The organism is Rhodococcus sp. DN22 (genome assembly GCF_036669995.1).
Classification (GTDB): Bacteria; Actinomycetota; Actinomycetes; order Mycobacteriales; family Mycobacteriaceae; genus Rhodococcus_F; species Rhodococcus_F erythropolis.
The window spans coordinates 4,251,345-4,275,814 of sequence record NZ_CP133326.1 but is presented as its reverse complement, the minus strand read 5'-3'; the positions used below and the strand labels follow the sequence as shown (position 1 = coordinate 4,275,814).

The window sequence follows — 24,470 nt, the reverse complement described above, 5'->3', positions numbered from 1 at the left end:
GCAAGTAACATCCTGAGCGTGGCTAGACGATCGGTAACGGTGAGATTCGACGTAGAGGAACTGAGGGCCCTAGAGACCCTCCAAGAGCTCACGGGCGCGGACATTTCCAGCGTCATTCGTGAAGCTGTGATCGAGCATGCTCGTCGATGTGTTGCACAGGGAAAGCCCCGCGACATCGCCGAGCGACGCAAATCGCTGACCTTGCAGGAAGCCTTCGCCAAGTACTCCGCGTTGTGCACCGACGAGGAGCGGGAAGCGTCGTAGCGCTCTGTCGATGCAACGGTGAGCGGTTGAGTTCACAGTGATTCTGACTGTGGCGCTGGGTAGTTCGTCCGAGGAATATTACGGCAACAGAAGTGTTGCGTAGACCTCTGACAGGAGCTGGCCAGTGACGGACGTCCTCGAACTCTCCACCGATGTATTGGTGATCGGTGGTGGCCCCGCCGGCGCGTGGGCAGCGTTGCGCGCGGCCAAAGCCGGTGCAGACGTCGTCCTGGTCGACAAGGGCTACTGCGGAACGAGCGGCGCAACGGCCCCCTCCGGAACGGGTGTTTGGTACGTCGAACCGGATACGACTGCCCGTGAGCGGGCAAAGGCCGGTCGTGAGGCGCTCGGCGGATATCTTGCCGACCACCATTGGATGGACCGCGTCCTCGAGCAGACCTACTCCAACATGGATCTCCTCGCGGTGGAGGGCAGATATCCGTTCCCCGTCGACTCCAGCACGGGCAAGCAGATCCGCACCGGCTTGCAGGGGCCTGAGTACATGCGACGGATGCGCACCTGGATTCGTCGAACCGGTGTGCGGATCCTCGATCATTCGCCGGCGCTGGAGTTGTTGGTGGACGACGCCGGGCGAGTTCGCGGAGCGGCGGGCTACCAACGCCACGAGCAACAGGATTACCGAGTCTCGGCAGGCGCGGTAGTGGTCGCCAGCGGAGGTTGTGCGTTTCTGTCCGGTGCGTTGGGTACCAACGTCGATACCGGTGACGGTGCATTGATGGCAGCCGAAGTCGGAGCGGAGTTCTCTGGGATGGAGTTCTCCAACGCGTACGGAATCGCAGCGGCCGGATCGACGATCACCAAGACGGCTTACTACGCGTACGCGACGTTCTTTCACGCAGACGGAAGCGTGCTCGAAGGTGCCGGTTCGGCGAAGGGGAGGTCCGTCATCGCCAGCACGTTGCGGAACGAGCCGGTCTTCGCGCAGATCGATCGGGCCGACGCTGATGTACAGCGTCGAATGAGGCTGGGGCAACCCAACTTCTTCCTGCAATTCGATCGCCGCGGAATCGATCCCTTCACCGACAAATTCGAGGTCGGCATGCTCGCTGAAGGCACGGTGCGCGGCACTGGGGGAATCAACGTCGTCGATGACGATTGCGCGTCATCCGTTCCAGGACTGTTTGCCGCCGGGGACGCTGCGACCCGCGAGCGAATCTGCGGAGGGTTTACCGGCGGGGGAAGTCACAACGCCGCGTGGGCGATGTCTTCTGGTTCGTGGGCGGGAAGCGGTGCTGCGCGCTATGCGCTGTCGGTCGGACGTGGGTCTACCAGTGGTCTTCGCGGAGCCGGAACCGTCGGATTGCGTAATCCGGTACGAACCGGGTTTGCTGCCGACGATGTGGTGAAAGCTGCTCAGGCGCAGCTGATTCCCTTCGACAAGAACTACCTCCGCAGCGGTGATCGAGTATCCGCAGCGCTCGGTGAGCTCGAATCGCTGTGGGGTGGAGTGAGTGCGGATCTGGGCGCGGATCCAGCAGGTCGGATGGCGGCGCGGCAGGCTGCCGCGATCACGGCCGTCGGTCGCTGGATGTACCACTCGACGTTGGCGCGGACCGAGACTCGGGGAATGAGCAAGCGTGACGATTATCCCGAACTCGATGGAACGCAGCATCATCACGTTCTCACCGGAGGTTTGGATTCGGTGTGGACCCGAACGTCGGAACCTGTCGGGTCTGCATTGGTGGCGTCATGATCGAGCTGGTGTCCGCGCCTGACTGCATCGGTTGCGACAAGTGCGTAGACGTTTGTCCTACAGATGTTTTCGACCGGACGCCCTCGGGCGTCCCGGTGATTGCGCGCCAATCGGATTGCCAGACCTGCTTCATGTGTGAGGCATATTGCCCGACGGATGCGCTGTATGTGCATCCGCAATCCACACCATTGGAAACGGCCGATGTGATCGAGGACGATCACATCGGCCGCTACCGAGAGAAGATCGGATGGGGCAAAGGGCGGGCACCTGGGTCCCTGACTGCGGTGGGCCCGGAGGTGCCCCGTCCGGTTACGACCTGACGAGAATCTTGACTGCAGTGTCGTTGTGCTCGATCAGAGTGGTGAATCCTTCGGAGATCAATTCTTCGAGCTGAATACGACCGGTGATGAATGGCGCCAGATCGACGACACCGTCCTGGACCATCTTGATGACCGCTTCATGGTCGCGTACGTACGCGATGGTTCCGCGTAGGTCGATTTCCTTGAGGACCAGCTTCTGCATGTCAATGGTCGCGGGCTTGCCCCAAATCGACACGTTGACAACAACTCCAGCAGGCCTGACCGTGTCGAGCATGGTGTCGAGTACTGCGTTGACGCCTGCGCACTCGAAACCGATGTCTGCGCCGATGCCTCCGCTGAGTTCGAGGACGCGCGCTTTGACGTCTTCGGTGGTGGGATCGATGACGTAGTCGGCGACTCCACTGGAGAGGGCCTTGGCTTTGCGGGCCTCGCTGAGTTCGGTGACGATCGTCGTGACACCCAGACCCTTGAGGACTGCCGCAACGAGGAGTCCGATCGGTCCGGCTCCGCCCACGATGGCGACGGTGCCGCTTTCGGCTCCACTGCGTACGACGGCGTGATGGGCGACGCTCAACGGTTCGATGAGAGCTGCCTCGTCGAGCGGGATGTTGCCGATCTTGTGGATCCAGCGACGGTCGACGACGACCTTCTCGCTGAGTCCGCCACCGCCGCCGGCCAAGCCGATGAACCCCATCTTCGTACACAGGTGGTAGTTGCCCGCCTTGCACGGGGCGCACTCGTTGCAGACGAAGTACGGCTCGACGACAACATTTTCACCGACCTCGACGTCCGTGACACCTTCGCCGACCTCTTCGACGGTGCCGGAGAACTCGTGGCCCATCGTGACCGGCGCATTCTCGTGTGAGAGTGGATGCGGGTGGCCCGGTGCGGAGATGAAGATCGGTCCCTCGAGGTACTCGTGGAGATCGGTGCCGCAGATTCCGCACCATGCGACCTTCAGCTTGACTGTTCCTGGCCGCAATTCGGGCTCAGGGATCTCTTCGATCCGGATGTCTTTCTGCCCGTGGAACCGTGCTGCCTTCATTGATCCGCACCTCACTTCGTTGTGAATCCCCTGGTAGATCGACGCTAGGCCGATTATCGGCGTGGGTGAAGGGTTGCAACGGAATGCAATGGGGTGGAACCGATCGGTGCTGGCGAGCGTCCAATACTGTGAGCGGGCCGCGAACGAGGGGGAGTGCTGTGGGAGTGAGGGGTGCAGTGGTCCTGGTCGCGGCCGCGCTGTTAGTTGGGGGTTGTTCCTCGACCGTCGAGGGCGAGGCTTTCCCTGTCGATGTGATTGGGATGTTTGATCCGTGTGAGGTTCTCAGCAATGAGGAATTGGAGAGAGTCGGAGTTGACCCGGCAACAAAAGAGGTTGACATAGTCAACACCCATATCGATGGGTTCAATATATGCAAGTGGGAAGGATCTTGGTTCTTCCTCCGTCTGACTTCCACAACACACTCGCTTGCGGAAGTCGAAGCAAATCCGGTGATGCGCGATCTACATCGAATTCAACTCGCCGGCCGACAGGTCCTGATGTTCCAGGAACACAATGACAAGGCGGACACCGCGTGCAATATCGCCTTCGCGACTGCTCAGTCCACGGCGATGATTCGAGTGGGTGCGAAAGTCGGTGACCAGCGCCCCGAAACTCCGTGTGAACTGGTTGAGCGGGTCGGTCTGACCGTGTTACCGCTGCTTCCCGAATAACGCTCGGAAGAGATTCGACTCGTAGTGAATTGGAGTATGTGATGTCCGGTTTGTATCTGGAGAAGAGGGTCGCAGAGGATCTGGCGAAGGCGTGTGATGATCTAATTTCGCTGTTCAGGTCACTGTCGGACGATGCGAACTATCTCGGGCAAGTGGGAGGCTTCGGCACTCTCGGATCCGCCCGGGCACTGCAGGTTAAGTTCGAGGAAAAGGCGGTTGGCGGCCCGGATGCGCTCGTCGATGTGTTGGCGAGTCATATCGCGGTCGTGGAGGCGATGCAGGCTCAGTTTCAAGCCTGCATCGACAACGCATTGGATCAGGAGTCGTCGAACGCCTCGACTTTGAGGTCGATCGACCAACCGAACTGAGTCAGTGGATGTGTTGCTGCCAATCGGCTGGGACACGACCCTTAGGCCCCGGCGTCGGCTGATCTACGGGATGTGAAGTGGGCGCCGCCAATTCAGGTCCGTCGTACGCCTCGTTGGTTTCGAAGCTCCAGAACCAATCCTCACCGGGTTCGTAGCTCTGCATGAACGGATGCTTCGTCGAGGCCGCATGCTTGCTCGCGTGCTGTGACGGTGAGGAGTCGCAACACCCCACGTGACCGCATTGCGCGCATCGACGCAGGTGCACCCACCAACCGCCGCTCGCATCGCATTCGACGCATCCCGCGCCACTGGGCGGCACGCTCGGATCGATCCCCGCTGGAAGTCCGTCGGTCATGGTCCACCCTCTCGCTGACTGAAGTCGGTCATTTCATCGTGCGCTTTGCCTACCGGCCGTGCAAGGGCGACTAGTCGTCGCGCGTATCCCGCGGTGGGCCCGCAATGGGCAGCAAAACTCTGAACCGGGTGTTACCGGGCTCCGACGTGACCCGCAGCTCACCACGATGCTTGCCGACCACAATTCGCCATGAAATATCAAGGCCGAGACCGGTTCCCTCACCGACAGGCTTAGTCGTGAAGAAGGGTTCGAAGATCCTGTCGATGACGTCATCGGGAATCCCGGCGCCGGTGTCGCAGATCTCGATGCACACGCGGTCGCTATCGCGGCTTGTCCGAACGGTGAGTGTTCCCGATCCGTCCATGGCAGACACCGCATTGTCGATCAGGTTGGTCCACACCTGATTGAGTTCGGCGGCGTAGGCGTCGATCGGAGGCAACGCAAGGTCGTACTCCTTGACGACTTCGATTCCGCTTCCGATCTTTTGCCCCAACATGATCAACGTGCTGTCAAGCAATTCGTGGACATCGATGGTCTGGAAGGGTGCGCGGTCCATCTGAGAATACTGTTTGGCCGCACCGACGAGAGTCGAAATCCTCGTTGTGGAGTCGGCGATCTCGTTCATCAGGAGTTCGGATTCGATGGTGTAATTCAGCCAGCGAATTGCGCCTTCGAGTACGGACTCGTCAACGGCTGCAGCAACATTCTCGAGCCAAGCGGTGTCGAGACCAGCCTGCACGAAGGTCGGAGCCAGATCCCAACCTTCTCGAATCGAATGATCCTCGAACCATTCACCCAACGAATCCTCTCGATCCGAGGCTTCGAGGGGAGTGAGCGTCGGCGCCTTGGCGACAACCTCTGCAACTTCCTCTTGAAGTCGCATGAGAGTGACGAGGGCATCGCGGTCGTAGGTGCCCGATGCAACCATCCCCAGTTTGTGACGCATGCCTGCAACACGCTCGCGCAAAGAGGCTGTCGCTCGAACCGCTGCGGCTGCAGGGTTATTGAGCTCGTGAGTCAACCCGGCCGACAGTGATCCGAGTGCAAGGAGTCGCTCTCGTTGATCGATGATCTGCTGAGTGTTCTTATTGCCGAAGAAAACACCTTCGAGCAGATGAACCGCCATCGGAAACCACTCGCGCATCGCGTTGCCGAATTTGTCGGCGTCCAGGACGAAAAACGTCGAAGGAGTCGTCACTCGCATCGACCCCGCGTAGACCTGCGGTACACGATCGCCGAGATACGCCGTCCAGCCTCCCGAGTAGACGCCGCGCTGGGTGGTCCTGTTGATCTCGATGTCTTCGCCGCCCGACAGCTTGGACAGCACCACCTCGCCCTCGATGAGGACGTAGAAGCAGGTGGCAGGCTCACCTTCGAGGTAGACCTGACCTCGATCGATCTCGGTGATATGGCCTGCCTGGCACAGTGATTCGAGCTGATCGTCGGTGAGCTTCTCGAACAGGAACAGGGTGCGAAGCAAGTCTGGGCTGCATTCAGGAATGGACATCGAATCTCCCTATTGTTGAGCGAGATAGCGGTGGACGAACATCACGGCCATCGCGCCCTCTCCGACGGCCGACGCGACGCGCTTGGCCGATTCGGCGTGTACGTCCCCGGCGACAAACACTCCGGGGACACTGGTTTCGAGATGATGTGGTGCGCGATCAAGCGGCCACCCGTCCGGGGTGACACCTTCGGACGGAAGGTCCGGGCCGGCAAGAACGAAGCCATTCCCATCGCGGACCACCACGTCGCCGAGCCAGTCGGTGAGGGGAGCGGCTCCGATGAAGATGAACAACCACTGAGCATCGACAGTGTCTTCTTCTCCGGTGGCTCTGTTACGCAGCGTGATTCGTTCGAGGTGATCGTCACCCTCAGCGCCGACTACCTCCGTGCACGTGCGCACGGTGATCTTCGGATTCTTTTCGATCTGCTGAATCAGATAGTAGGACATCGAGGCTTCGAGCGAGTTGCCGCGAATGAGAATGGTGACGGACCTAGCTCCGCGGGAGAGATAGACCGCAGCTTGGCCGGCTGAATTGGCGCCGCCGACTATGTACACATCCTGCTCGCTGCACCGTGCAGCTTCGGTGACGGCCGATCCGTAGTAAACCCCTCGGCCGGTGTAGGTATCGAGCCCCGGCGCCGACAGTTGGCGATAGGAAACACCGGTCGCCAAGATGACCGAATGGGCGTCGACCGACGAACCGTCGTCGAAACGTACTGTGCGGGCCGAGCCGTTGATTTCCAAACCGGTGACGTCGCGAGCGGTGATGACCTCGGCGCCGAACTTGGTCGCCTGGCGCCTCGCCCGATCGGCCAACTGTGCGCCGGAAACTCCGTCGGGGAAGCCGAGGTAGTTCTCGATTCGTGAACTCTGGCCGGCCTGACCGCCGGTCGCTCGCCGTTCGATGAGGACCGTCCGAAGTCCCTCCGAAGCGCCGTACAGGGCAGCTCCCAGACCCGCAGGGCCGCCGCCGATGACAACGAGATCGTAAAAGTCTTCGGAGAGAGTAGTACTCAACCCGAGTTTGTCGGCAAGTTCGGCGTCAGTGGGCTCGACGAGGACATCCCCATTGGATGCGATGACGACGGGAAGCCGCAGTTCGTCGGTACCGGCAGCCGAGAGCAGTCGTTGGCCTTCCGGCTCGTCCGACATGTACCAGCGATAGGCAAGTTGGTTGCGTGCCAAGAACTCTCGAACGTCGGAGGATCGCTCGGACCAACGATGGCCGATCACCTTTGTTTCCTCGGCGGGGTGATGACTCGAGCTTGCCCAGGCATCGAGCAGCGCATCGATGACGGGGTACAGCTTCTCTTCCGGGGGATCCCAAGGCTTGAGGAGGTAGTGGTCGAGGTCAACGACGTTGATGGCGTCGATCGCAGCATCAGTATCGGCGTACGCGGTCAGTAGAACGCGCCGAGCTACGGGATACAGGTCCATTGCCTGTTCGAGGAACTCGATTCCACTCAAACCAGGCATGCGGTAATCGGCGACGATCACAGCGACTGCATCGCCGCGAAGTTTCATTTCACGCAAGGTTTCGAGAGCCTGGTCGCCGGACTCCGCGCGAATGATTCGGTACTTCTCGCCGTACCGTTTGCGAAGGTCTCGAACGACGGCACGCGAAACACCAGGATCGTCGTCGACGCTGAGGATCGCTGGTTTGGCCGGGGCTTTCGGTGCGCTCACTCGGTGCCTTCCCGAAGTTGTAGTCAACCTCTCCAGTATGCGACTGCTGAGCTGAGCGTCAATCGCTGACGATGCGCTCTGAGTGAACCGGCGAACCTGAACTGGGAATTTCAAGATTGCGGGAACCGATCGAGCCTCCGGTGCATCCAATACAGTGGGTCCACATCAACAGGGGGTGTCATGCGGGGGTCGGTGGGGGTTGGGCGACTGCTCATGGCTGGGGTGTTGGTGTGGGCTGCGGCAGGATGCAGCTCAGTCGTGGAGGGGGCGGCTGAGCCTGCATCCGGCCAAGAGGGTCTGTTCGATCCGTGCAAGGACATCCCGGACTCGGTGTTGGAAGAAGTGGGGCTTGATCCGGCTACCGAGGAAGTTGATATCGCGGGCGTTGAGCAGCCAGGATGGAAGATCTGTGGGTGGAGCGGGTCCTGGTACTTCTTAACCGTGTATTCAACAGCGCGCGCCGTCGACGATGTGCGACGGAATGCTGACTACCGAGGTGTCGAGGAACTGCGCGCCGGTTCACGGCACGGTATCCAATTCCAACGCGTTGACGATGTGGACGGTAATGGTTGTTATATTGCGTTCCCAGTCGAGCAAGGCTCAATCTGGGTCAATATCGAAAGAATGCTGTCCGAAGCTCAGGAAGAGCCCAGTTGTGTTGTAGCGCAGCGAGTATCGGTCGATATTGAACATGTCCTACCAAAGTGAGGTCTCTGTGACTAGATCAGGTTGGAACAATGTGACGGCGGGTTCTCAGTTGGACCTTGCTCCAGACGTTGCGCGGGATGTCGTGTTGGCGTGTGCTGAGTTTCTCGGCGTACTAAACGAGGCGCATAGGAATCTGTTGGGGATTGAGAATGTCTCAGGTATGGGGACACTCCAGTCTGGAATCAACCTCGCCGCGAAATTCTCCAAGAAGGCGGTAGGCGGTGAGGATTCGTTGGAGAAGTCGTTGAGCAGCCACATCCAGGTGATCACCGAGATGCGGGACTTCTTCCAGCAATGCGTCGACCGCTACGGCGAAGTCGACGACTCGAATGCCTCCGCACTGGCAAGCGTCGAGACCCCTCGATAGACACAAAAAATCTCGCTGAGCCGATGGCATTCGACTCAGCGAGACTTGGGTAACGACTAGTTGGTGGGCAGGGCCTTCAACGACTTGACGGTGACGTCGACCGCACGCGCAGCCTCGGCGCCCTTCTTCACGAAATGCGTGCTGAAGTAGTCGACGTGCTCGGCGTGCTCGTGGAAGTGATGCGGCGTCAAGACCACCGAGAAAACCGGAACGTCGGTGTCGAGCTGCACGCGCATCAGACCGTCGATGACAGCCGTCGCCACGAAGTCATGCCGGTAGATACCGCCGTCGACGACCAGACCTGCGGCAACGATCGCCTGGTAGCGGCCGGTCTTGGCCAACCGCCGGGCGTGCAGCGGGATCTCGAAAGCTCCCGGTACCTCGAAGAAATCAACCGTGTCCTTGGGGTAGCCGAGCTCGACGATCGCGTCGGTGAATCCGTCGCGTGCACGGTCGACGATGTTGCGATGCCACGTCGCCTGAATGAACGCGATGCGCTGTCCCTGGATCTCACTCATAACCATGAAACTAGCGCACTGGGAAGCATCGACGCGACCACCCGTCCTAGTCCTGCTGACGGGGGAAGGCGGTCGAACGACCCCAGCCGGCGTCATTGGTGAGGTGCTCGAGGAGAGGCTGAATTCGATACGGAAGGGGATTGGTCAGAGCGATGGTCGTGGTCGAATGCGTGACGCCTGGAAGTGACACGATCTGCTCGGCCAACTTCTGCAGGGCCGCGTGCGTCGAGGTGGCGACGCGAACGAGCAAATCCTCGCGACCGGTCGTGGCGTGAATTTCGATCACCTCGGGCAACTCGGTCAGACTCCGAGCGACTGCACTGATCTTGCCCTGCTCGAGTTCCAGACCGACAAATGCCTGAATCGGGATACCGACCTCGGGGAGATTGAGATTCGGCCGAAACCCGGTGAGAAGTCCGTTGGATTCCATGCGCTTCATTCGCGACTGGACGGTGTTGCGGGCGACGCCCAACGAGTTGGCCAACTCGGCCACACTCATCCTCGAGTCCTTGCTGAGCAGACCGAGCAACTGGACGTCGAGCTTGTCGATGCTGAGCACTTTGTGAACCTCTCCTCAGTGATATGAGTCACTGGATGATCGAATTGACTAGTTCAAGAGATTTGCATTGACCAAATCGTAACTCAGGCAGAGCATTGGTTCCACGAATTGCTCAGCGGGATTCTCTTTGGGTTATTTGTCCCCAATAGTACCCAACGGCCAATTCGTCCCAATATTTCGACTGCGCCCCGTTTATCCTTCGGAAAGGTCTATCCCACAATGACTCTCACCGCCGAGCCCGTGAACTCCGTTGTTTCCCATGACGACACTGCGGGCGTGTTCGATCGCGCCGACTACCTGCGCGATTACCCCCACGAGCAGGTGAGCTTCTTCCAGGATCCCGCGAGCGGCCTCAAGGCCATCGTCGCCATCCACTCCACGACGCTCGGTCCCGCGCTCGGCGGAACGCGCTTCTACCCGTACTCCGACGAATCTGCCGCAGTCACAGACGTTTTGCGCCTCTCGCGCGGCATGACCTACAAGGCTGCGGTTGCCGGCGTCGACCTCGGCGGCGGCAAGGCTGTCATCATCGGCGACCCCGCAACGGCCAAGACCGACGAATTGCTCGGCGCCTACGCAAAATTCGTCCAGACCCTCGGCGGTCGCTACATCACCGCTGGTGATGTCGGAACCAACTCCAACGATCTCGACATCATCGGTCGTAACACCGACTACGTCGTCGGCCGCAACGCTACGGTCGGCGGTTCCGGCGACAGCGCTCCGATGACGGCCCTCGGCGTATTCCAGTCGATGCGCGCCGCGGCACAGTCGCATTGGGGCACTCCGTCGCTCGCAGGCAAGACTGTTGGTGTCGAGGGCACAGGCAAGGTCGGCTACGAGCTGATCAAGCTTCTCCTCGCAGACGGCGCAACCGTGTTGGCGACTGACGTCAACGCCGGAGCGCTCGATCGCGTCAAGGCGGACTTCCCGCAGGTGAGCATCGTCGACAGCATCATCGACGCTGATCTCGACGTTTACGCACCGTGTGCGATGGGCGCAACACTCACCGACACGACCGCACGCTCGATCAAGGCCGAGGTTGTCTGCGGCGCTGCCAACAACCAGCTCACCGTGCCCGAGGTCGAGAACATCCTCCGCGACCGCGGCATCACCTGGACCCCCGATTACGTCGCCAACGGCGGCGGCCTCATCCAGGTTGCCGGCGAGCTGAAGGGCAACTCGGCCGAAGAGGTCAAGCTCAAGGTCGAGAAGATCTTCGACACGGTCACCGAGATCTTCGCGAAGTCGAAGAACGACGGAATCCTCGCCGGCGAGGCTGCTGACGCGGTCGCCGAGGCTCGGATCGCCGAGGTAGCTCGCGTAGCCAAGGGCTGACATCCCTCTCGCAGTCATGTAGCGCGGCCGGTCCCGACTAGTGTGGACACCAGACGAGCAGATTTTGCAGATCTGGACCACATCAGCCGGTAGACCGGCCGCTATGCGTCGGACGCCGGAAGGGCTTACATGACTGAACAATTCGCAGTGTGGACCGAGAACGACGTCGAGCAATCGGCCCGTTGGGGTTCGACGAGCAACGCCCCGGTGCCCAAGCGCATCGTTGTCGCCGACGACACGATGAAGGCCGACGACGCCTATCGCTTGGCATGCGAAGGCACGGCGTTGTTGTGGCGCGGAGATTTTCAGAACGCTCGCCAACTGTCGAAGGCCGTCGCGTCGCGCATCGACCGCAAGCCGCGCCGAGCGTCCGACGACCCAGCCAAAGCCTTCCATCTCCACCGGCAGACCCAAGGACGCCGCGCGCAGATCCTCGGCATGCTGCTCATTCCCTTGGATGCAGATCTGTCGATTCCACTCCGGCGAGCCCCGGACGCGCAAGTCGCGTTGACCGAAGCTTTCGGGATTACCGGTGAGCCTTCGGTTCGCTCGTTGCGTGACATCCTCGGCGCGATCGGCGCTCACGAGTGGCACCGCAAAGGTGTTTTCATCGAGGCTCTCGACGCACGAGTGCATCCCGCCTTCGGAGTGTTCTCACCCGTCCGCGGGGAGTATGTCGATCTTGTCGCGTCTGCGCCACTGCCGTCGACGGAATCGGCTTTCGACATCGGCACCGGCACCGGCGTTCTTGCTGCCGTACTGGCGCAGCGCGGTGTCAAGGCAGTGACGGCCACCGACCAGGACCCCCGGGCACTGCAATGCGCTCGTAGCAACCTCTCGCGGCTTGGCTACGGCGATCAGGTGACCGTGGTGGAAGCAGACCTCTTTCCCGAAGGCACCGCTCCGTTGGTGGTCTGCAATCCTCCCTGGATTCCGGCCAAGGCCACCTCGCCCATCGAATACGCCGTCTACGACCCCGCTGGAGCGATGCTGAAGGGCTTCCTGACTGGTGTCGCAGCGCATCTGGACGACGGGGGAGAAGCGTGGCTGATCCTCTCGGACATTGCCGAACACCTCGGTCTCCGAACGCGATCCGAACTACACGACCTGATTGCGGCCGGTGGACTCACTGTTGTCGATCGCATGGACGTCAAACCGACGCACGCAAAGGTCAGTGACCGAACCGATGCGCTTCACGCTGCCCGGGCACGAGAGACGACCTCGCTCTGGCGGCTTCGCCGTCGCTGAATTCATTCTCAGTCAGCGGTATTTCCTTGCCATGAAATGGTAATGAACGAGTAACAAATCGGGTCTAGCTTTCTTCGCAGTCGCACATCGTCACGCACTCCGGAGGAATCTCGATGGAATACACTCTTGCCCGCAACGCAGCCGAAGACCTGACGAAAGGTCTTGGCCGACGCGGATTCATGAGGGCAGTCGCTGCCCTCGGTGCGGGCGTAGGAGTTGCCGGTGTGGCTTCGGGATGCGCGCACTCGAACGCGTCACCGGCTGGATCGTCCTCCTCTGCACTACCGTTCGCCGATGGCATTCCGATTCTGCAACCGGGCAGCGGAAACGTCAGTGGCGATCACTATCTGAGTTCGGATCCGTCGGACGTCATGTGGGGTTATGTGCCCAACATCCACACCCGCGAGGTGATGCGGATGAAGTCGGGCCAGACCGTCACGATCGACGCCCTCTCGCACGAGGGAATTCTCGAGGATCAAGGGCGCAATCCTCTCGAATACTTCGGTAGCAAAGGCGTTTCCGAGAAGGACGTGCTCGAGGATGCGATTGCCGTTGCGGCCGAATACAACCGAACCGAACGAAACTTCGACAAGGACGGACCGCACGTCGTCACCGGCCCGGTCTTCGTCGAAGGCGCCCAGCCTGGAGACGTACTCAAGATCGAGACTCTCGAAGCCATTCCCCGCGTGCCGTACGGCGTTGTGTCGAGCAGACACGGCAAGGGCGCTCTCGCCGTCACAGCAGACGGAACCGCTCCAGCGGGAATCACTCTGGACGAAGTCATGCCGCCGGTCGCCACAGACGGGCGCGCAACAAAGGACCCGTTGAAGTACGGCGGTGTTTCCACTTTCACGGCGATCGAAGACGGCAAGGGCGTGATGCCTTTCGGACAGTCGAAGGTGCGGTTTCCCCTGCGGCCCTTCATGGGAATGATGGGAGTTGCCTATTCCTCGGATGCCGACCCGACATCCCCGTCGTCGAACTCCATTCCTCCGACGCTGGGCGGCGGAAACATCGACATCAGGCATCTCGGTGTTGGATCAACCTTCTATTTGCCGGTCTTTGCCGAAGGCGCCCTGTTCTACGTCGGTGACCCCCACATGGCGATGGGAGACGGTGAGGCAGCGTTGACCGCGATGGAAGGATCGCTGCGCGGCACGTTCCGACTCAGCGTGTGTAAGAAGGATTCCGGTGACGCTCCATCGGTGGCTTTCGGATACCCGTTCGCTGAGACCGAGGAGGCCTGGATTCCGATCGGCCTGTCCGACCCCAACGGTTCGGTCGATGGGCAGAACAGTGACCTCAACGGCGCCATGCGGCGCGCGGTGGTCAACGCGCTCGACTTCCTCGAGCATGATCGCGGAATGGATCGAGCGACGGCCTACGCCTATCTTTCTGCCGCAGCCGATTTCACGGTCTCGCAGGTAGTCGATCGAACCGTGGGCGTCCACGGACAGATCGTCAAATCCCACTTCGAATAGCGGGAAAGGCGATCCGTGTTATCAGGACGGATCGTCGAAGAGGCTCTGTTGCAAGGGATCGGCAAACAAGCCCATCTGCTCAGGTTGCGGCTTTGCCGGCGTCTCGGTCCGAGAATTGGGCAGGACCACCAGTCGCAAAGCCCCGCGCAGACGGTCGACCATGAGTTCCCACCCGCCGACCTGATCCTCGTAGCCCGCCGCCTCTTCGGCGTCCCCGCGACTGTGGGCGTCCACAGCCTGACTACGCAGCTGAATCTGCCATTCGTTGCTGATGTGGAGGAGCTGAAGAATCAGATCGCGATCACGACCGCAGACATCGGCTACCGCGTCGAGATCCTCGGCCACATCCAGATCGAGGTGCAGCAGGGTCTCGAGTTCGGGAGGCAGGTCCTCGGCTGTCAGATCGGGCTGCAGCGAGGAGGAATCACCGCTCTTGTTCGCGAAGAAGAGGTCTCCGCCGACGCGTGCGGCGAACTCGTCGTCCACGGTACGCAGGAACGATGTCAGGGCGGCGCACGTATCGGTGAGTTGCTTGGGAACGAATGGTGAACCCGCCACCTCGAGGAACACCGACAGACGGTCGTCGATCAAGACGAACTTGATGCGCGACCACTTGCGGTTGAGATCGGCGATGACCTCGGCTGCACGGGTGCGGTTGCTGATGTCCTGAACGAGCGGCGAGAACAACTGCACGTCCATGGACTCGGAAAGTGGACCGACGAACATGACAGTCGAACCGACACGAATGGGTATGTCGCCGTCGCTGTCTCGCTCGGGAAGAGTGCCGAGCATGGGAAGCAAAGCGAGAGTGACCAACTCCTTGAGATGGTCGATGTCGTTGGGCATGTAGGCCGCGGTGGGGTCGAGGGTCGGAAGTTCTGTCGACTCGACGACCGACGGATCGAAATCCGGAGTCTGCTCGTTGCCGGTGAGATCGCTGGATAGAAAAGCCGGGTGCTGCACACCGAACACATCACGGAATGCAGCGACAGTCATCGCTGCGAGCTGATCGGCCCAGTTCTGTGCCTTGTCGACGCAGAAGGCGGGGGAGTTGTTCGGATCCTCGAGATTCTCGGAAGGCGGATTCCAGCCGAGTGCGATCAACTTTTGTTCGTCGGCATCTTCGAGTCGATAGCGTGGATGAAGGAAGTCGTTGGAAGGAACCTCGCAGCGGACTGTGTTCTTGTCCCACACGAGGAACTGAACGCATGGCGCTGCGCCGTCAGCTGGATCGAAGTCGCCGGTGGACGATTCCACGGCAAGCACGTCGCCGTCGACCATGATGGAAATGTGATCGCCGAGGCGACGTTGAAATTCTGCCCACGCCCGGTCGACACTGACATCGAGATCGAAGCCCATTGCGCTCATCAGCCACCTCCTTCCGCAAAAGCTCAGACCTATACGGTATCGCGAGGCTCCGACAATGCTGCTGTCCTTTTCCGGTCGACCGGATTGCAGCGGACCACGAACCGTGACGGCGAGGAAGGTAGTCGCAGGTAGATCGGTTATTCGAGAGCGGCGACTGAAGTGTGCCTGTAACCGCCGTCACGCCAGGCGGTGTGCGGGCGAAAGGGCGAGGGTTATCCGGCGAGAACGGGCGAGACCTCGACGACGGGCGGCGTGGACCCGGTCGTGACAACGGGGGTGGTGCTGGTCTTGGTGGTTGTGGCCGTCGCGGTCGGTGACGAGGTCGCGGTAGCCGACGCAGTTGTGGTGGATGAGACGGGTGTTGTCGTACTGGTGGCCGTCGTAGTCGAGGTGGCGGAGCTCGTGCTTGTCGCGGTCACCACAAGCGGCTGATTGCGAGGAGCGGTCGTCTCGTCGGCGATTCGCCAGGTCGGCGTCGGCGGGATGACAACCGTGGGGACTGCAACCGAGCTGTAAAACGCGGCCGGTTCGATCCCGGCGACGGACTCCACGGAAACCGACGAGACCAGAGTGGGAGGCTTCACCACAGGGCCGCCGGCACCGAATGCGCCGGCTGCTCCGCCGAAAACGAGGCCTGATGTCAGAGAAAGAGCGGCCACTGCGACAGCGCCGATCATGACTGTTCTGTCTTTCATGCACACCTGTCCTTCGGGAGCAGTACGGAAGTACTGTAGGCGAAAAGATGCCGCAATGGAGTATCAGGGTCTGCTGGGCGGGACGCGAATCTGTGTGGCGTAGAACACAAAAGGCCCTGGGTGCCGACGCGGACGTCGGCACCCAGGGCCAGGTCAAGCAGTGAATCAGGCGGGGATCGTCAGTACCTGACCGGCGTTGATGAGATCCGGGTTCGGGATGCCGTTTGCATCCGCGATGCGCTGGTACTGGTTGCCGTCACCGTAGAAACGCTCTGCGATCGCCCACAGGGTGTCGCCGCTTTCGACGGTGTAGCTCTGCGCTGCCGGAGCGGCGGGGGCAGGCTCGGGCTCGGGTGCCGGAGCGGGCTCCGGGGCAGCCTCGGCGGCCGGCGCTGCGATTGCAGTGTCCGACGACCACAGAGCATTTCCGCCGGCGGACAGAACGACGTTGCGATCGTCTTGAACCGAGAGGGAGGCACCGTCGTTGCCTGCGGTCTGCGATGCCCACACGGCGTCGGAGTCCTTGTAGATGACGAAGTTTCCGTCAGCCTGCACCTCGGCGCGGTTGGCGCCGGATCCGTTGGTGCCTGCGGCCCAAACAGCCTGTCCGCCCTCGGACAGAACCAGGTTGCCGTCGTCCTGCAAGGTGAGGGTGTATGCGCCGTTGTCGGACTTGAGTTCCTGGCCGACTCCGAGGCTCTGACCTGACTGCAGTGTGCTCACGCTGTCCCTTTCCAAATCTGTTGCGATGACTGTGCCTCCACGATTCCGCTTTACCGTCCAGTTACCTTCTGGCCGTTGGTCTCGTAGGCGACCGAGTGTACGTTACCGAAGAGTACAGAGAATTGTGCAGCGTTGACGGATTGCGTGTCGAGCGTTCGGATCTTGCTGACATTAAGGCGTTTTGGGCGAACGCGCCGCGACATCCTACGCGAAGTTGCACCGTTGCGATGCACTTTCTCTTGAACGGCAGGTGAAATCGGCGCGCTCTCAGCGCATTGTCAGTAACCGCTAGGGGTGTAGCGACTTGCGAGTCTCGTCGTGGAGTACGGCAAGCAGCTCACGCTCGACGTCGGCGAACTCGGGCGAGGTGATCATGTCCAGTTCGCGTGGCCTCGGCAAGGGAACGTCGACGACGCACCTGACCGTTGCCGGCCTCGCCGACAGAACGACCACGCGATCGGACAGATAGATCGCTTCACGAATATCGTGCGTGATCATCAGCACGGTCCACCGGTACTGCTGCCACACGTCTTGTAACCAGGCCTGCATCTCGGTCCGAGTCAACGAGTCCAGTGCGCCGAACGGCTCGTCGAGCAGCAGGACAGGTTTGCCCTGAACAACGGTGCGCAGCATCGCCGCTCGCTGGCGCATGCCGCCGGACAGCTGTGACGGCCGGGCGTCCTCGAATCCGGACAGTCCGAACGCCGGGAACAACTCGCGAGCGCGCTCGCGTGCTTCCTTCTTGCCGACTCCCTGCACTTCCAAACCGAGGGCCGTGTTGTCCAATACCGAACGCCAAGGGAACAGAAGATCTTTCTGCGGCATGTACGCGGTATGCACCTCGGTGGCTGGTTCGGATTCCGTTGCGCGCGTGCCCACACGGACCGAACCCGCGGTCGGGGATTCGAGCCCGGCCAGGACGTTGAAGATCGTGCTCTTGCCGCAGCCGCTCGGCCCGATCACCGACACGAATTCGCCCGCGTCGGCGCCAAAGGACACCGAATCGAGCACGAGACGCGATTCTCCGGCCGTGTCGAACCTCTTGGTCAGGTCCTGGATTTCGACCATTGCATCCTCGACCATCGGGTCAGTCATGTCCGCGACCTTTCGTTCATCGCCCATGGTGCAACGATGCGCTCGATGGCGAACGTCAGCAAGTACAGCGTGACGCTGATCAACGCGGTCACCAGTACGGCCGCCAACACCAGGTCGGTGCGGAAGGAGTTCTTCTGGGTGCTCATGTAGATACCCAAACCGGAAGTAGCGCCGACGTATTCGGAGAACACCGCACCCACGACCGCATACGTGATGCCGATGCGCAGGGCAGTGAAGAATCGCGGAATTGCCGAAGGAAGGCGAACGTATCGGAACTCCTGCCAGCGAGTGCTGCCCATACTGCGCAGGAGAGCGCCCGCTTCCCGGTCGGCTGCGGCAAATCCCTCGATGAGTCCGATGGTCATGGGGAAGAACGTCGCAAGGGCGATCACCAACACCTTCGGCAACAGCCCGAAGCCGAACCAGATGATCATCAGCGGCGCGATGGCGATGATCGGCAGCGTCTGCGAGACGACGAAAAGTGGTACCAGCGCGCGTGACAACCACGGCGAAAAGTCCACGACCACGGCAAGAATCCAGGCCAACACCAATGAAACAGTGAAGCCGACCAACGTGACCTGCAATGTCGACCAGGCGTGGCCGGAGATGATCTCGCGGTTGTCCCACCCCTGGGACAGAACGCGCCCCGGAGACGGAAGTACTTGCGGCCGAATCCCACTGATCTCGACGTAGATCTGCCACGCCGCCACGAGGAGCACCACCACGGCGAGCGCGGGAAGCGCCCGCCGCATGGTCGAGACCAACCGTCCGCTCACGTCAGGACGCGTCGAGATACTCATTGGTGAAGTACTCCGACCAGTCCGGCTTCTGGGTCAACGGCTTCCCATCGGGTCCGGCGAGCAATCCGTTCTCGAAGAGGAATCCCGAGTAGCCCGACCAGGTTTCGAGATTCTGGGCGCCCACAACGCCGTTGGCGTCTTTCATGTAGTCGGCGGCGAGCATCCGCTGACTCTCACGCACGAGGTCTTCGTCGGTGAATGCTCCGGGGTTCGCGTCGATGAGATCCTGCGCGGCCTGGTCCGGGTTGTCGGCAGCAGTCTGATATCCGCGTTGAACGGCTTTGACGAACTTGCGTGCCTCGTCGGGATGGTCCTTCAACCACTGCTGGTTGCCGTTGATCACGATCGAATATGCATCGGGGAAGCCGTAATCGGTGTACTGGAAGTACCGCATCGGAGTTCCGTTTCGCTCCGCTTCGAGGCCTTCCCAAGCAAAGTAGGAGACGGTGAAGTCTGCCTGGCCCGAGTACACGGCTTCGTACGCGGAAGTTCCGAGCGTGACCGTCGTGAAGTTCCCGGTCCCGCCGTCGTTGCGGATGATCTGCTGCAGCGTTTCGACTTCGCCGGGATCACCGAACCCGGCGTACGTCTTCCCGTCGAGATCACGTGGGCGCGTGATGTCCGCACGATCCGCCTTCACGCCGATGCCGGTGGCGCGGTGCTGAAGTGGCGCGATGACGGACGTCGTGGCGGCGCCGGCTGCACGGGCGAACGTGGCCTGACTCTGTGTGCTGATGCCGAACTCCGCATTGCCGGCATCGACCAGGGTGTCGGGCGAGGTGTTGTTGTACGGCAGGATCGAGACGTCCAGGCCGGCGTCCTCGAAGTAGCCCTCTTGGAGTGCTACGTACAAACCGGTGTGGTTCGTGTTCGGTGTCCAGTCGAGTGCGAACCGAATGGTCCCGTCGGAAGAGCCGGTGTCAGAGGCGCATCCGGTCAGAACTGTGAACGCGGCTGCGATCGCGGCAGACGTGGCAAGCGTGCGGCGCAGCGCCGCAAACGACATCACGACGCCGGCCAAGGCTGCTGGTGGAGTGCGGAATCCCAGAACATCAGCTCATAGCGGCTGGCGATGCGGAATGCTTCACTCATCGCCTCACGCTCTGTCTCGGTGGCAGCTTCGGCCGCAGCATCGACCAGTACGCGGGCCTGCGCCACCGACTCGTGGAATTCGGGTGCGTCGTAGGTCGTGACCCACTGTGCGTACGGATGCGACGGATCGGCGTCGAGTACCTCGCGCGCTGAAGCGGCAAGATCGCGGCCGACCTCGGCGTAGATCCAGAAGCAGGGGAGTACTGCCGCTGCGGAGACCGGGTAAGGCGCAGTTGCTGCAGTCGCCGTCAGATACGAGACGTATCCCAGGCAGGCCTGCGAATGCTCGAGCCTTCCCGATCCCGCTGGAAGAATTCCACCGGTGAGAAGTCCGTCGTGAAGCGCAGATTCCACTGTCGCTGCCGTGGACGCGGAATTCGACCAGAAGCCCGCGGACTGCGGATCCGGGGCATGGGCCGCGACCAGGGACAACGCTTTCGAATACCCCTCGAGATAAAGCTTGTCTTGCTCGATGTACGTGCGGAACGCGTCGAGAGGCAATGTTCCGTCGCCGAGGCGGCGGAGGAACTCCAGTGAGTCGATCGACTCGCGGAGGGCCTTCGTCTCGGCCCAGAGTCGATCTGTGAACCGATCCGTCGACGGCGCTGTGGCCACCGAGTTTTCGGCAGAATTGTATGCAGGCTGCGTAGTAGCCATGACATCCCTTCGTCAGCATTACCTGATCAGGTTCCCGGGTGTGTTCTCAGCCCCGCCCATGCGGAGCACCCCGTGTCAGAACTAGGCGACCTTAACACCGAGGGGTTGTGTACTCGGCGCACACCCGTCCGAGATTGGTAGGTTTGGTCTTGATTGCCACACGCGCGGGTCGGGAGGGGATTCAGACATGGAGACCGACGTTCGACCAAATCTCGGCGAGGACGGAACTCTGGTGATCCGGGCGCGAGGCGGAGAAGCCCGCGGGTATCCGGATGGCGGTGTATTCGCGTGGAAGGGCATGCCCTACGCAGCGGCGCCGGTGGGTGAGCGGAGGTTCCGAGCGCCACAACCCGCACAGCCGTGGGACGGGGTGCGCGACTGTCGTGAGTTCGGGCCGATCGCGCCGCAAGGCCAGAGTCCGGCGGTTCCGATCGATCGGGCCTTCAAAATCGACGAGGACTGCCTGTCGATCAACGTCTGGGCCCCGCGACCCGACGGCACGCCGCGACCGGTGATGGTGTGGATTCACGGCGGCGCCTACTGCCTCGGATCCGCCGCCCAAACGATCTACGACGGCCGTCATCTGGCTGAAACCGGTGACGTCGTTCTCGTCTCCTTCAACTATCGCGTCGGCGCACTCGGATTCCTGGACCTGTCTGCATTCTCCACCGCGGATACTGTTTTCGAATCGAACTGTGGTCTGCGAGACCAGATTGCGGCACTCGAATGGGTTCGAGACAACATCGACGCCTTCGGTGGTGACCCGAGTGCGGTGACCGTGTTCGGTGAGTCCTCCGGCGCAGGATCCATCACGACGCTCATGACCTGTCCGAGCGCCGAAGGTCTGTTCCATCGTGCGATTGCCCAGAGTCCGCCCGCGACCTCCGTCTACGGGGCCGAGCGCGCCAAGACCGTGGCGGAGCGGTTTCTCGAACTGCTCTCGATCGACCCCGAAGACGCAGGCGATCTGCTGACCACGGATCTGGAACTGCTCGTCAAGGCAAGCGATGATTTGGTCAACGAAATTCCGACCCGGATTCCGGGAACTTTGGCGATGGCACCCGTTGTCGATCGCGATCTGGTGCCGCACTACCCGGTTGCGGCTTTCCAGAAGGGTTACGCGCACCGAATCCCACTGATCATCGGTTCCAACAAGGACGAGGCGTCGATCTTCAAGTTCATGAAGTCTCCGCTGATGCCGGTGAGTGCGCAGTCCGTCGAGGCAATGCTCCAATTACTGGCCGACGATCACCCCGACATCTCCGCGACCAAACTTGCCGAGATCATGTCGGCTTACCCTGACCATGCGAAACCGAGTGGCGCGCTGGCACTGTCACGGGACGCTGCGTTTCGCATGCCGACCCTCTGGATCGCCGACGCGCACTGCAGGCATTCCCCTACATGGGTCTACCGCTTCGATCACGCGACGCCGATGCTCAAGGCGGCGCGGATCGGCGCGGGCCACGCGACCGAATTACCTTATGTATTCGGCAATTTCGGAACCCTGAACGTCGACCCCACGTTCTGGCTCGGCGGTCGGAAGGCCGCGATGGAGGTGGCCGGCCGTATCCAACGGCGATGGTTGGCCTTCGCCAGGCATGCCGTGCCGGCGGCCCTCGACGGCTCGAAGCACTGGGCGCCGTACGAGGAAGAGAAGCGGTCGACGCTGTTGATCGACTCCGCCGACACCCTCGTCAGCGACCCCGATCACGGATTGCGCGTCGCCTGGGGCAACGACGTGATGGGGTTCAACTGACGTCGGTCGAGTGCCGCGGACGATCCAGTTCGCGAAGCACCGGCAGAGAGGCACAGACTGCGGCGATCAGGATGATCGGAATCGACAGGGCCACAAAGGTCGACGCGATTCCGAGTTGATCGAGCAGCGGGCCGACCGCGAGGTAGCCGAGCGGGCCTGCGGCGTAGGCCGTCGACGTCATGACACCGACGACGCGTCCACGCATGTGCTCCGGGCTGTGCGTCTGCATGGCGTAGTTGGCGATCGGGCCGACTGGTCCGTAGACGAGGCCCTGCAGTCCGGCAAGTACGAGGATCACCCACAGTGGAGGTAGGAGCGCCATGGCCAGCATCGCTATGCCGAGAACGGCGACGGCAAAAATCATGATCAGCCGCCGGGACATGATCGGCGCCAGTGGGGCGTAGGCGAGAGAGCCGATGATGCCGCCGATCGCCAAGGCCATCAACACCGATCCGAGTTGGGCCGGTTGATCCAACTCTGTGAAGTACACCGGGAACACGACACTCTCCACAGGCATGTAGAGCGCGACGACTGCCATGTCGATCAGCGCCAGGGTGCGCAGCAGTTTGTTGTTCCAGACGAACCGAAGACCGTCGAGTGTGCCGTGCCAGATCGATTTCGGACGGTGTTCGTGTTCGGGCACTCCGGCGCCGGGAAGCCGGATGAAGGCGACCACGACTATCGAGAACACAAAACCTGCCGCCGTGACCCAGAGCGTGTTCACCGCTCCGATCGTTGCGATGAGGACACCGCCGATGCCAGGGCCGATCAGATACGCGACGTTGAAGTTGGCCTCGTACACACTGTTGGTTCGATCGAGCTTCCACTTGGCGGTCCGAGTCGCTGCAGGCAGCATGGACTCCCTCGCCGCCATTCCGGCGGGGTCGAACACGGCGCCGAGTGCGGCCAACGCCGCGATCACCGGGATCGTCAAGCCCGCGGTGGCCGCGATGATCGGAATCGCTGCAACGGACATCGCAGAGAGAGCGTCGGAAATCATCGACGTTCGACGGCGTCCGAACTTGTCGACGAATGTCCCCGAAAACAGGCTCGACACGAGTAGCGGAATGGCTGCTGCGCCGGCAACTATCGCCGCGTCGGTAGCCTTACCGGTTCGTTCGAGAACCAGCCAGGGGAGCACGACGATGGCGATACCGTTGCCGATCGCCGAGAACAGCGTCGCGAGATTGACCAGTACGAGAGGGAGATAGCTGGGGATAACTACGTCCGTGGACGCAGGTGGACGCCGATCTGCTGAGGCGACCACGTTCTTTCCTTCCCCGAGATGGTGCCGCCCAGGATTTCGACGACGGCACCATCGACGCTAGCAGCGGGGTCTGCAGGTTCGCGACTGGTTTTTCGCCGGCCGTTCTCGTTCGGTTATGCCTGGTAGACGGGGTTCTCCGCAACAAACTTCTCGACGTACGAGCACGTCGGAAGGATCTTCAATCCCTCGTTCCGGGTCTGATCGAGCGCTTCACGCACCACGATGGCGGCAAGCCCGCGCCCACGAAACTGCGGATAGGTCACCGTGTGGTGGAAATCACGGACGCCGGAATGGTCCGAGTGCTCGGCGAAACCGGCGAGTTCGCCGTCGACTCGGATCTCGAAACGCGTTTCCGCGGGATTGTGCGCCACTGTCTCGGTCATCTTCGGGCTCCGTTTCGAAAGGGCGGCCGGTTGCGCCGCGCCGCGTCTACGTTCTCTGGAGCACGCTACCTGGCAGGCCGTCCGCAATATCGGTTGCCGACGTGGGATCCGTTACTTAGCGCAACTACAACTGGACGACCGTTCAAGGGACCTTCGTCGCCATGGAGAACGAACAAAACTGGTCTGTACGTGCCGATTTGCCCGTACTTTTGTGCCCACAACGGGTGATACATATGCATCACGATCGTAACTATCCCAATATGTGGGACCGGTCACAAAGTTTTTTGTCGTCTGTTCGGATGGATTAAGTGGAGGGCCTGAAACGGGCAAATTGCAGGTCAGCGGCGCGCTGGTTGCGTGTCGATGATGGGTGCGAGCGGCCGGAAACCCCAGGGGTATTGCGTTGGTCATCAGATCGTTTCTCGGACGTGATCCCAAAGACCCGCTCGGGGGGTTAGCGTTTGAATCGTCGGGGATAGAAGAAGCGT

General features: G+C 61.3%; 26 protein-coding genes and 1 riboswitch. Of the genes, 11 read left to right on the top strand and 15 right to left on the bottom strand.

Annotated elements, in window-relative coordinates; all coding sequences use genetic code 11:
• Window positions 1–18 precede the first annotated feature (18 nt).
• The 3 genes from RA302_RS19475 to RA302_RS19465 all read left to right on the top strand — a co-directional run bounded on the left by RA302_RS19475 (window position 19) and on the right by RA302_RS19465 (window position 2,298).
• Complete coding sequence (locus tag RA302_RS19475; protein WP_020908376.1) at window positions 19–264, top strand: hypothetical protein; 246 nt, start codon at window positions 19–21, stop codon at window positions 262–264.
• Window positions 265–388: 124 nt separating this feature from the next.
• Window positions 389–1,978 carry an FAD-binding protein gene (locus RA302_RS19470; RefSeq protein WP_070159829.1) on the top strand — a complete coding sequence of 530 codons (1,590 nt, stop codon included), beginning with the start codon at window positions 389–391 and terminating at the stop codon, window positions 1,976–1,978.
• Window positions 1,975–2,298 carry a ferredoxin family protein gene (locus RA302_RS19465; protein ID WP_007726052.1) on the top strand — a complete coding sequence of 108 codons (324 nt, stop codon included), beginning with the start codon at window positions 1,975–1,977 and terminating at the stop codon, window positions 2,296–2,298. The genes RA302_RS19470 and RA302_RS19465 overlap by 4 nt, the downstream gene beginning before the upstream one ends.
• Here the strand turns inward: RA302_RS19465 and RA302_RS19460 are convergent.
• A complete protein-coding gene (locus tag RA302_RS19460) occupies window positions 2,288–3,343 on the bottom strand; it encodes a 2,3-butanediol dehydrogenase (RefSeq protein ID WP_070159827.1) in 1,056 nt (351 codons plus the stop codon). The genes RA302_RS19465 and RA302_RS19460 overlap by 11 nt on opposite strands.
• Before the next feature lie 176 nt (window positions 3,344–3,519).
• Between RA302_RS19460 and RA302_RS19455 the strand changes: the two genes are divergently transcribed.
• Both RA302_RS19455 and RA302_RS19450 read left to right on the top strand, forming a co-directional pair.
• Entirely contained in the window at window positions 3,520–4,014 is a 495-nt protein-coding gene (locus RA302_RS19455; protein ID WP_003941299.1) for a DUF3558 family protein, read from the top strand.
• A gap of 41 nt (window positions 4,015–4,055) precedes the next feature.
• Window positions 4,056–4,382: a hypothetical protein gene (locus RA302_RS19450; RefSeq protein ID WP_030536816.1), complete on the top strand. Its 327-nt coding sequence runs from the start codon at window positions 4,056–4,058 to the stop codon at window positions 4,380–4,382.
• A gap of 1 nt (window position 4,383) precedes the next feature.
• Here RA302_RS19450 and RA302_RS19445 read toward each other — a convergent pair whose 3' ends face one another.
• The 3 genes from RA302_RS19445 to RA302_RS19435 form a co-directional block, all read right to left on the bottom strand.
• A complete protein-coding gene (locus tag RA302_RS19445; RefSeq protein ID WP_003941317.1) occupies window positions 4,384–4,737 on the bottom strand; it encodes a UBP-type zinc finger domain-containing protein in 354 nt (117 codons plus the stop codon).
• 70 nt (window positions 4,738–4,807) lie between these two features.
• Window positions 4,808–6,244 carry an ATP-binding protein gene (locus tag RA302_RS19440; RefSeq protein WP_070159822.1) on the bottom strand — a complete coding sequence of 479 codons (1,437 nt, stop codon included), beginning with the start codon at window positions 6,242–6,244 and terminating at the stop codon, window positions 4,808–4,810.
• Window positions 6,245–6,253: 9 nt separating this feature from the next.
• On the bottom strand, window positions 6,254–7,930 hold the full coding sequence (locus tag RA302_RS19435; RefSeq protein WP_019749255.1) for an FAD-dependent oxidoreductase: 1,677 nt from the start codon (window positions 7,928–7,930) through the stop codon (window positions 6,254–6,256).
• 180 nt (window positions 7,931–8,110) lie between these two features.
• Here RA302_RS19435 and RA302_RS19430 point away from each other — a divergent pair, with 180 nt between their 5' ends.
• Together RA302_RS19430 and RA302_RS19425 are read left to right on the top strand one after the other, a co-directional pair.
• A complete protein-coding gene (locus tag RA302_RS19430) occupies window positions 8,111–8,638 on the top strand; it encodes a DUF3558 domain-containing protein (protein WP_311093706.1) in 528 nt (175 codons plus the stop codon).
• Between the two features lie 160 nt (window positions 8,639–8,798).
• The gene (locus RA302_RS19425; protein WP_230358883.1) at window positions 8,799–9,005 is read left to right on the top strand and encodes a hypothetical protein; all 207 of its coding nucleotides are present in this window, start codon (window positions 8,799–8,801) and stop codon (window positions 9,003–9,005) included.
• A 56-nt stretch (window positions 9,006–9,061) separates the two neighbouring features.
• On the opposite strand, the gene RA302_RS19420 is transcribed toward RA302_RS19425, so the two are convergent.
• A complete protein-coding gene (locus tag RA302_RS19420; RefSeq protein WP_338477591.1) occupies window positions 9,062–9,523 on the bottom strand; it encodes a 6,7-dimethyl-8-ribityllumazine synthase in 462 nt (153 codons plus the stop codon).
• Window positions 9,524–9,569: 46 nt separating this feature from the next.
• Complete coding sequence (locus RA302_RS19415) at window positions 9,570–10,082, bottom strand: Lrp/AsnC family transcriptional regulator (RefSeq protein ID WP_003941343.1); 513 nt, start codon at window positions 10,080–10,082, stop codon at window positions 9,570–9,572.
• Between the two features lie 219 nt (window positions 10,083–10,301).
• Here RA302_RS19415 and RA302_RS19410 point away from each other — a divergent pair, with 219 nt between their 5' ends.
• From RA302_RS19410 to RA302_RS19400, 3 genes are all read left to right on the top strand, one after another.
• Window positions 10,302–11,417, top strand: a complete 1,116-nt coding sequence (locus RA302_RS19410) for a Glu/Leu/Phe/Val dehydrogenase dimerization domain-containing protein (RefSeq protein WP_070159800.1) — start codon at window positions 10,302–10,304, stop codon at window positions 11,415–11,417.
• 129 nt (window positions 11,418–11,546) lie between these two features.
• Entirely contained in the window at window positions 11,547–12,665 is a 1,119-nt protein-coding gene (locus RA302_RS19405; protein ID WP_070159798.1) for a class I SAM-dependent methyltransferase, read from the top strand.
• Between the two features lie 113 nt (window positions 12,666–12,778).
• Window positions 12,779–14,146: an acetamidase/formamidase family protein gene (locus RA302_RS19400; protein ID WP_065351158.1), complete on the top strand. Its 1,368-nt coding sequence runs from the start codon at window positions 12,779–12,781 to the stop codon at window positions 14,144–14,146.
• A 21-nt stretch (window positions 14,147–14,167) separates the two neighbouring features.
• On the opposite strand, the gene RA302_RS19395 is transcribed toward RA302_RS19400, so the two are convergent.
• The 7 genes from RA302_RS19395 to RA302_RS19365 all read right to left on the bottom strand — a co-directional run bounded on the left by RA302_RS19395 (window position 14,168) and on the right by RA302_RS19365 (window position 20,576).
• Entirely contained in the window at window positions 14,168–15,514 is a 1,347-nt protein-coding gene (locus tag RA302_RS19395; RefSeq protein WP_030536824.1) for a hypothetical protein, read from the bottom strand.
• A 212-nt stretch (window positions 15,515–15,726) separates the two neighbouring features.
• Window positions 15,727–16,209: a hypothetical protein gene (locus tag RA302_RS19390; RefSeq protein WP_003941346.1), complete on the bottom strand. Its 483-nt coding sequence runs from the start codon at window positions 16,207–16,209 to the stop codon at window positions 15,727–15,729.
• 165 nt (window positions 16,210–16,374) lie between these two features.
• Window positions 16,375–16,932 carry a LysM peptidoglycan-binding domain-containing protein gene (locus RA302_RS19385; protein WP_003941373.1) on the bottom strand — a complete coding sequence of 186 codons (558 nt, stop codon included), beginning with the start codon at window positions 16,930–16,932 and terminating at the stop codon, window positions 16,375–16,377.
• Window positions 16,933–17,220: 288 nt separating this feature from the next.
• Entirely contained in the window at window positions 17,221–18,015 is a 795-nt protein-coding gene (locus tag RA302_RS19380; protein WP_030536826.1) for an ABC transporter ATP-binding protein, read from the bottom strand.
• A gap of 8 nt (window positions 18,016–18,023) precedes the next feature.
• A complete protein-coding gene (locus RA302_RS19375; protein WP_003941393.1) occupies window positions 18,024–18,827 on the bottom strand; it encodes an ABC transporter permease in 804 nt (267 codons plus the stop codon).
• Complete coding sequence (locus RA302_RS19370; protein ID WP_030536827.1) at window positions 18,805–19,833, bottom strand: ABC transporter substrate-binding protein; 1,029 nt, start codon at window positions 19,831–19,833, stop codon at window positions 18,805–18,807. The genes RA302_RS19375 and RA302_RS19370 overlap by 23 nt, the downstream gene beginning before the upstream one ends.
• Window positions 19,833–20,576, bottom strand: a complete 744-nt coding sequence (locus tag RA302_RS19365; RefSeq protein ID WP_007726090.1) for a TenA family protein — start codon at window positions 20,574–20,576, stop codon at window positions 19,833–19,835. Before RA302_RS19365 ends, RA302_RS19370 begins: the two co-directional genes overlap by 1 nt.
• Window positions 20,564–20,659: riboswitch (TPP riboswitch) on the bottom strand. Its footprint overlaps the gene before it by 13 nt.
• A 104-nt stretch (window positions 20,660–20,763) precedes the next feature.
• Between RA302_RS19365 and RA302_RS19360 the strand changes: the two genes are divergently transcribed.
• The gene (locus RA302_RS19360) at window positions 20,764–22,332 is read left to right on the top strand and encodes a carboxylesterase/lipase family protein (protein ID WP_007726092.1); all 1,569 of its coding nucleotides are present in this window, start codon (window positions 20,764–20,766) and stop codon (window positions 22,330–22,332) included.
• On the opposite strand, the gene RA302_RS19355 is transcribed toward RA302_RS19360, so the two are convergent.
• Together RA302_RS19355 and RA302_RS19350 are read right to left on the bottom strand one after the other, a co-directional pair.
• On the bottom strand, window positions 22,325–23,551 hold the full coding sequence (locus tag RA302_RS19355) for an MFS transporter (RefSeq protein ID WP_039972654.1): 1,227 nt from the start codon (window positions 23,549–23,551) through the stop codon (window positions 22,325–22,327). The two genes, RA302_RS19360 and RA302_RS19355, sit on opposite strands and share 8 nt — an antisense overlap.
• Before the next feature lie 161 nt (window positions 23,552–23,712).
• Window positions 23,713–23,982 carry a GNAT family N-acetyltransferase gene (locus tag RA302_RS19350; RefSeq protein ID WP_338477583.1) on the bottom strand — a complete coding sequence of 90 codons (270 nt, stop codon included), beginning with the start codon at window positions 23,980–23,982 and terminating at the stop codon, window positions 23,713–23,715.
• Between the last annotated feature and the right edge of the window lie 488 nt (window positions 23,983–24,470).

Coding starts and splice junctions, on each gene's coding strand:
- RA302_RS19370 (WP_030536827.1), bottom strand. CDS start 19,833: ATGTCGTTTGCGGCGCTGCGCCGCACGCTTGCCACGTCTGCCGCGATC.
- RA302_RS19440 (WP_070159822.1), bottom strand. CDS start 6,244: ATGTCCATTCCTGAATGCAGCCCAGACTTGCTTCGCACCCTGTTCCTG.
- RA302_RS19375 (WP_003941393.1), bottom strand. CDS start 18,827: ATGAGTATCTCGACGCGTCCTGACGTGAGCGGACGGTTGGTCTCGACC.
- RA302_RS19410 (WP_070159800.1), top strand. CDS start 10,302: ATGACTCTCACCGCCGAGCCCGTGAACTCCGTTGTTTCCCATGACGAC.
- RA302_RS19425 (WP_230358883.1), top strand. CDS start 8,799: ATGGGGACACTCCAGTCTGGAATCAACCTCGCCGCGAAATTCTCCAAG.
- RA302_RS19465 (WP_007726052.1), top strand. CDS start 1,975: ATGATCGAGCTGGTGTCCGCGCCTGACTGCATCGGTTGCGACAAGTGC.
- RA302_RS19400 (WP_065351158.1), top strand. CDS start 12,779: ATGGAATACACTCTTGCCCGCAACGCAGCCGAAGACCTGACGAAAGGT.
- RA302_RS19460 (WP_070159827.1), bottom strand. CDS start 3,343: ATGAAGGCAGCACGGTTCCACGGGCAGAAAGACATCCGGATCGAAGAG.
- RA302_RS19445 (WP_003941317.1), bottom strand. CDS start 4,737: ATGACCGACGGACTTCCAGCGGGGATCGATCCGAGCGTGCCGCCCAGT.
- RA302_RS19405 (WP_070159798.1), top strand. CDS start 11,547: ATGACTGAACAATTCGCAGTGTGGACCGAGAACGACGTCGAGCAATCG.
- RA302_RS19360 (WP_007726092.1), top strand. CDS start 20,764: ATGGAGACCGACGTTCGACCAAATCTCGGCGAGGACGGAACTCTGGTG.
- RA302_RS19420 (WP_338477591.1), bottom strand. CDS start 9,523: ATGAGTGAGATCCAGGGACAGCGCATCGCGTTCATTCAGGCGACGTGG.
- RA302_RS19365 (WP_007726090.1), bottom strand. CDS start 20,576: ATGGCTACTACGCAGCCTGCATACAATTCTGCCGAAAACTCGGTGGCC.
- RA302_RS19430 (WP_311093706.1), top strand. CDS start 8,111: ATGCGGGGGTCGGTGGGGGTTGGGCGACTGCTCATGGCTGGGGTGTTG.
- RA302_RS19390 (WP_003941346.1), bottom strand. CDS start 16,209: ATGAAAGACAGAACAGTCATGATCGGCGCTGTCGCAGTGGCCGCTCTT.
- RA302_RS19350 (WP_338477583.1), bottom strand. CDS start 23,982: ATGACCGAGACAGTGGCGCACAATCCCGCGGAAACGCGTTTCGAGATC.
- RA302_RS19395 (WP_030536824.1), bottom strand. CDS start 15,514: ATGAGCGCAATGGGCTTCGATCTCGATGTCAGTGTCGACCGGGCGTGG.
- RA302_RS19380 (WP_030536826.1), bottom strand. CDS start 18,015: ATGGTCGAGGATGCAATGGTCGAAATCCAGGACCTGACCAAGAGGTTC.
- RA302_RS19450 (WP_030536816.1), top strand. CDS start 4,056: ATGTCCGGTTTGTATCTGGAGAAGAGGGTCGCAGAGGATCTGGCGAAG.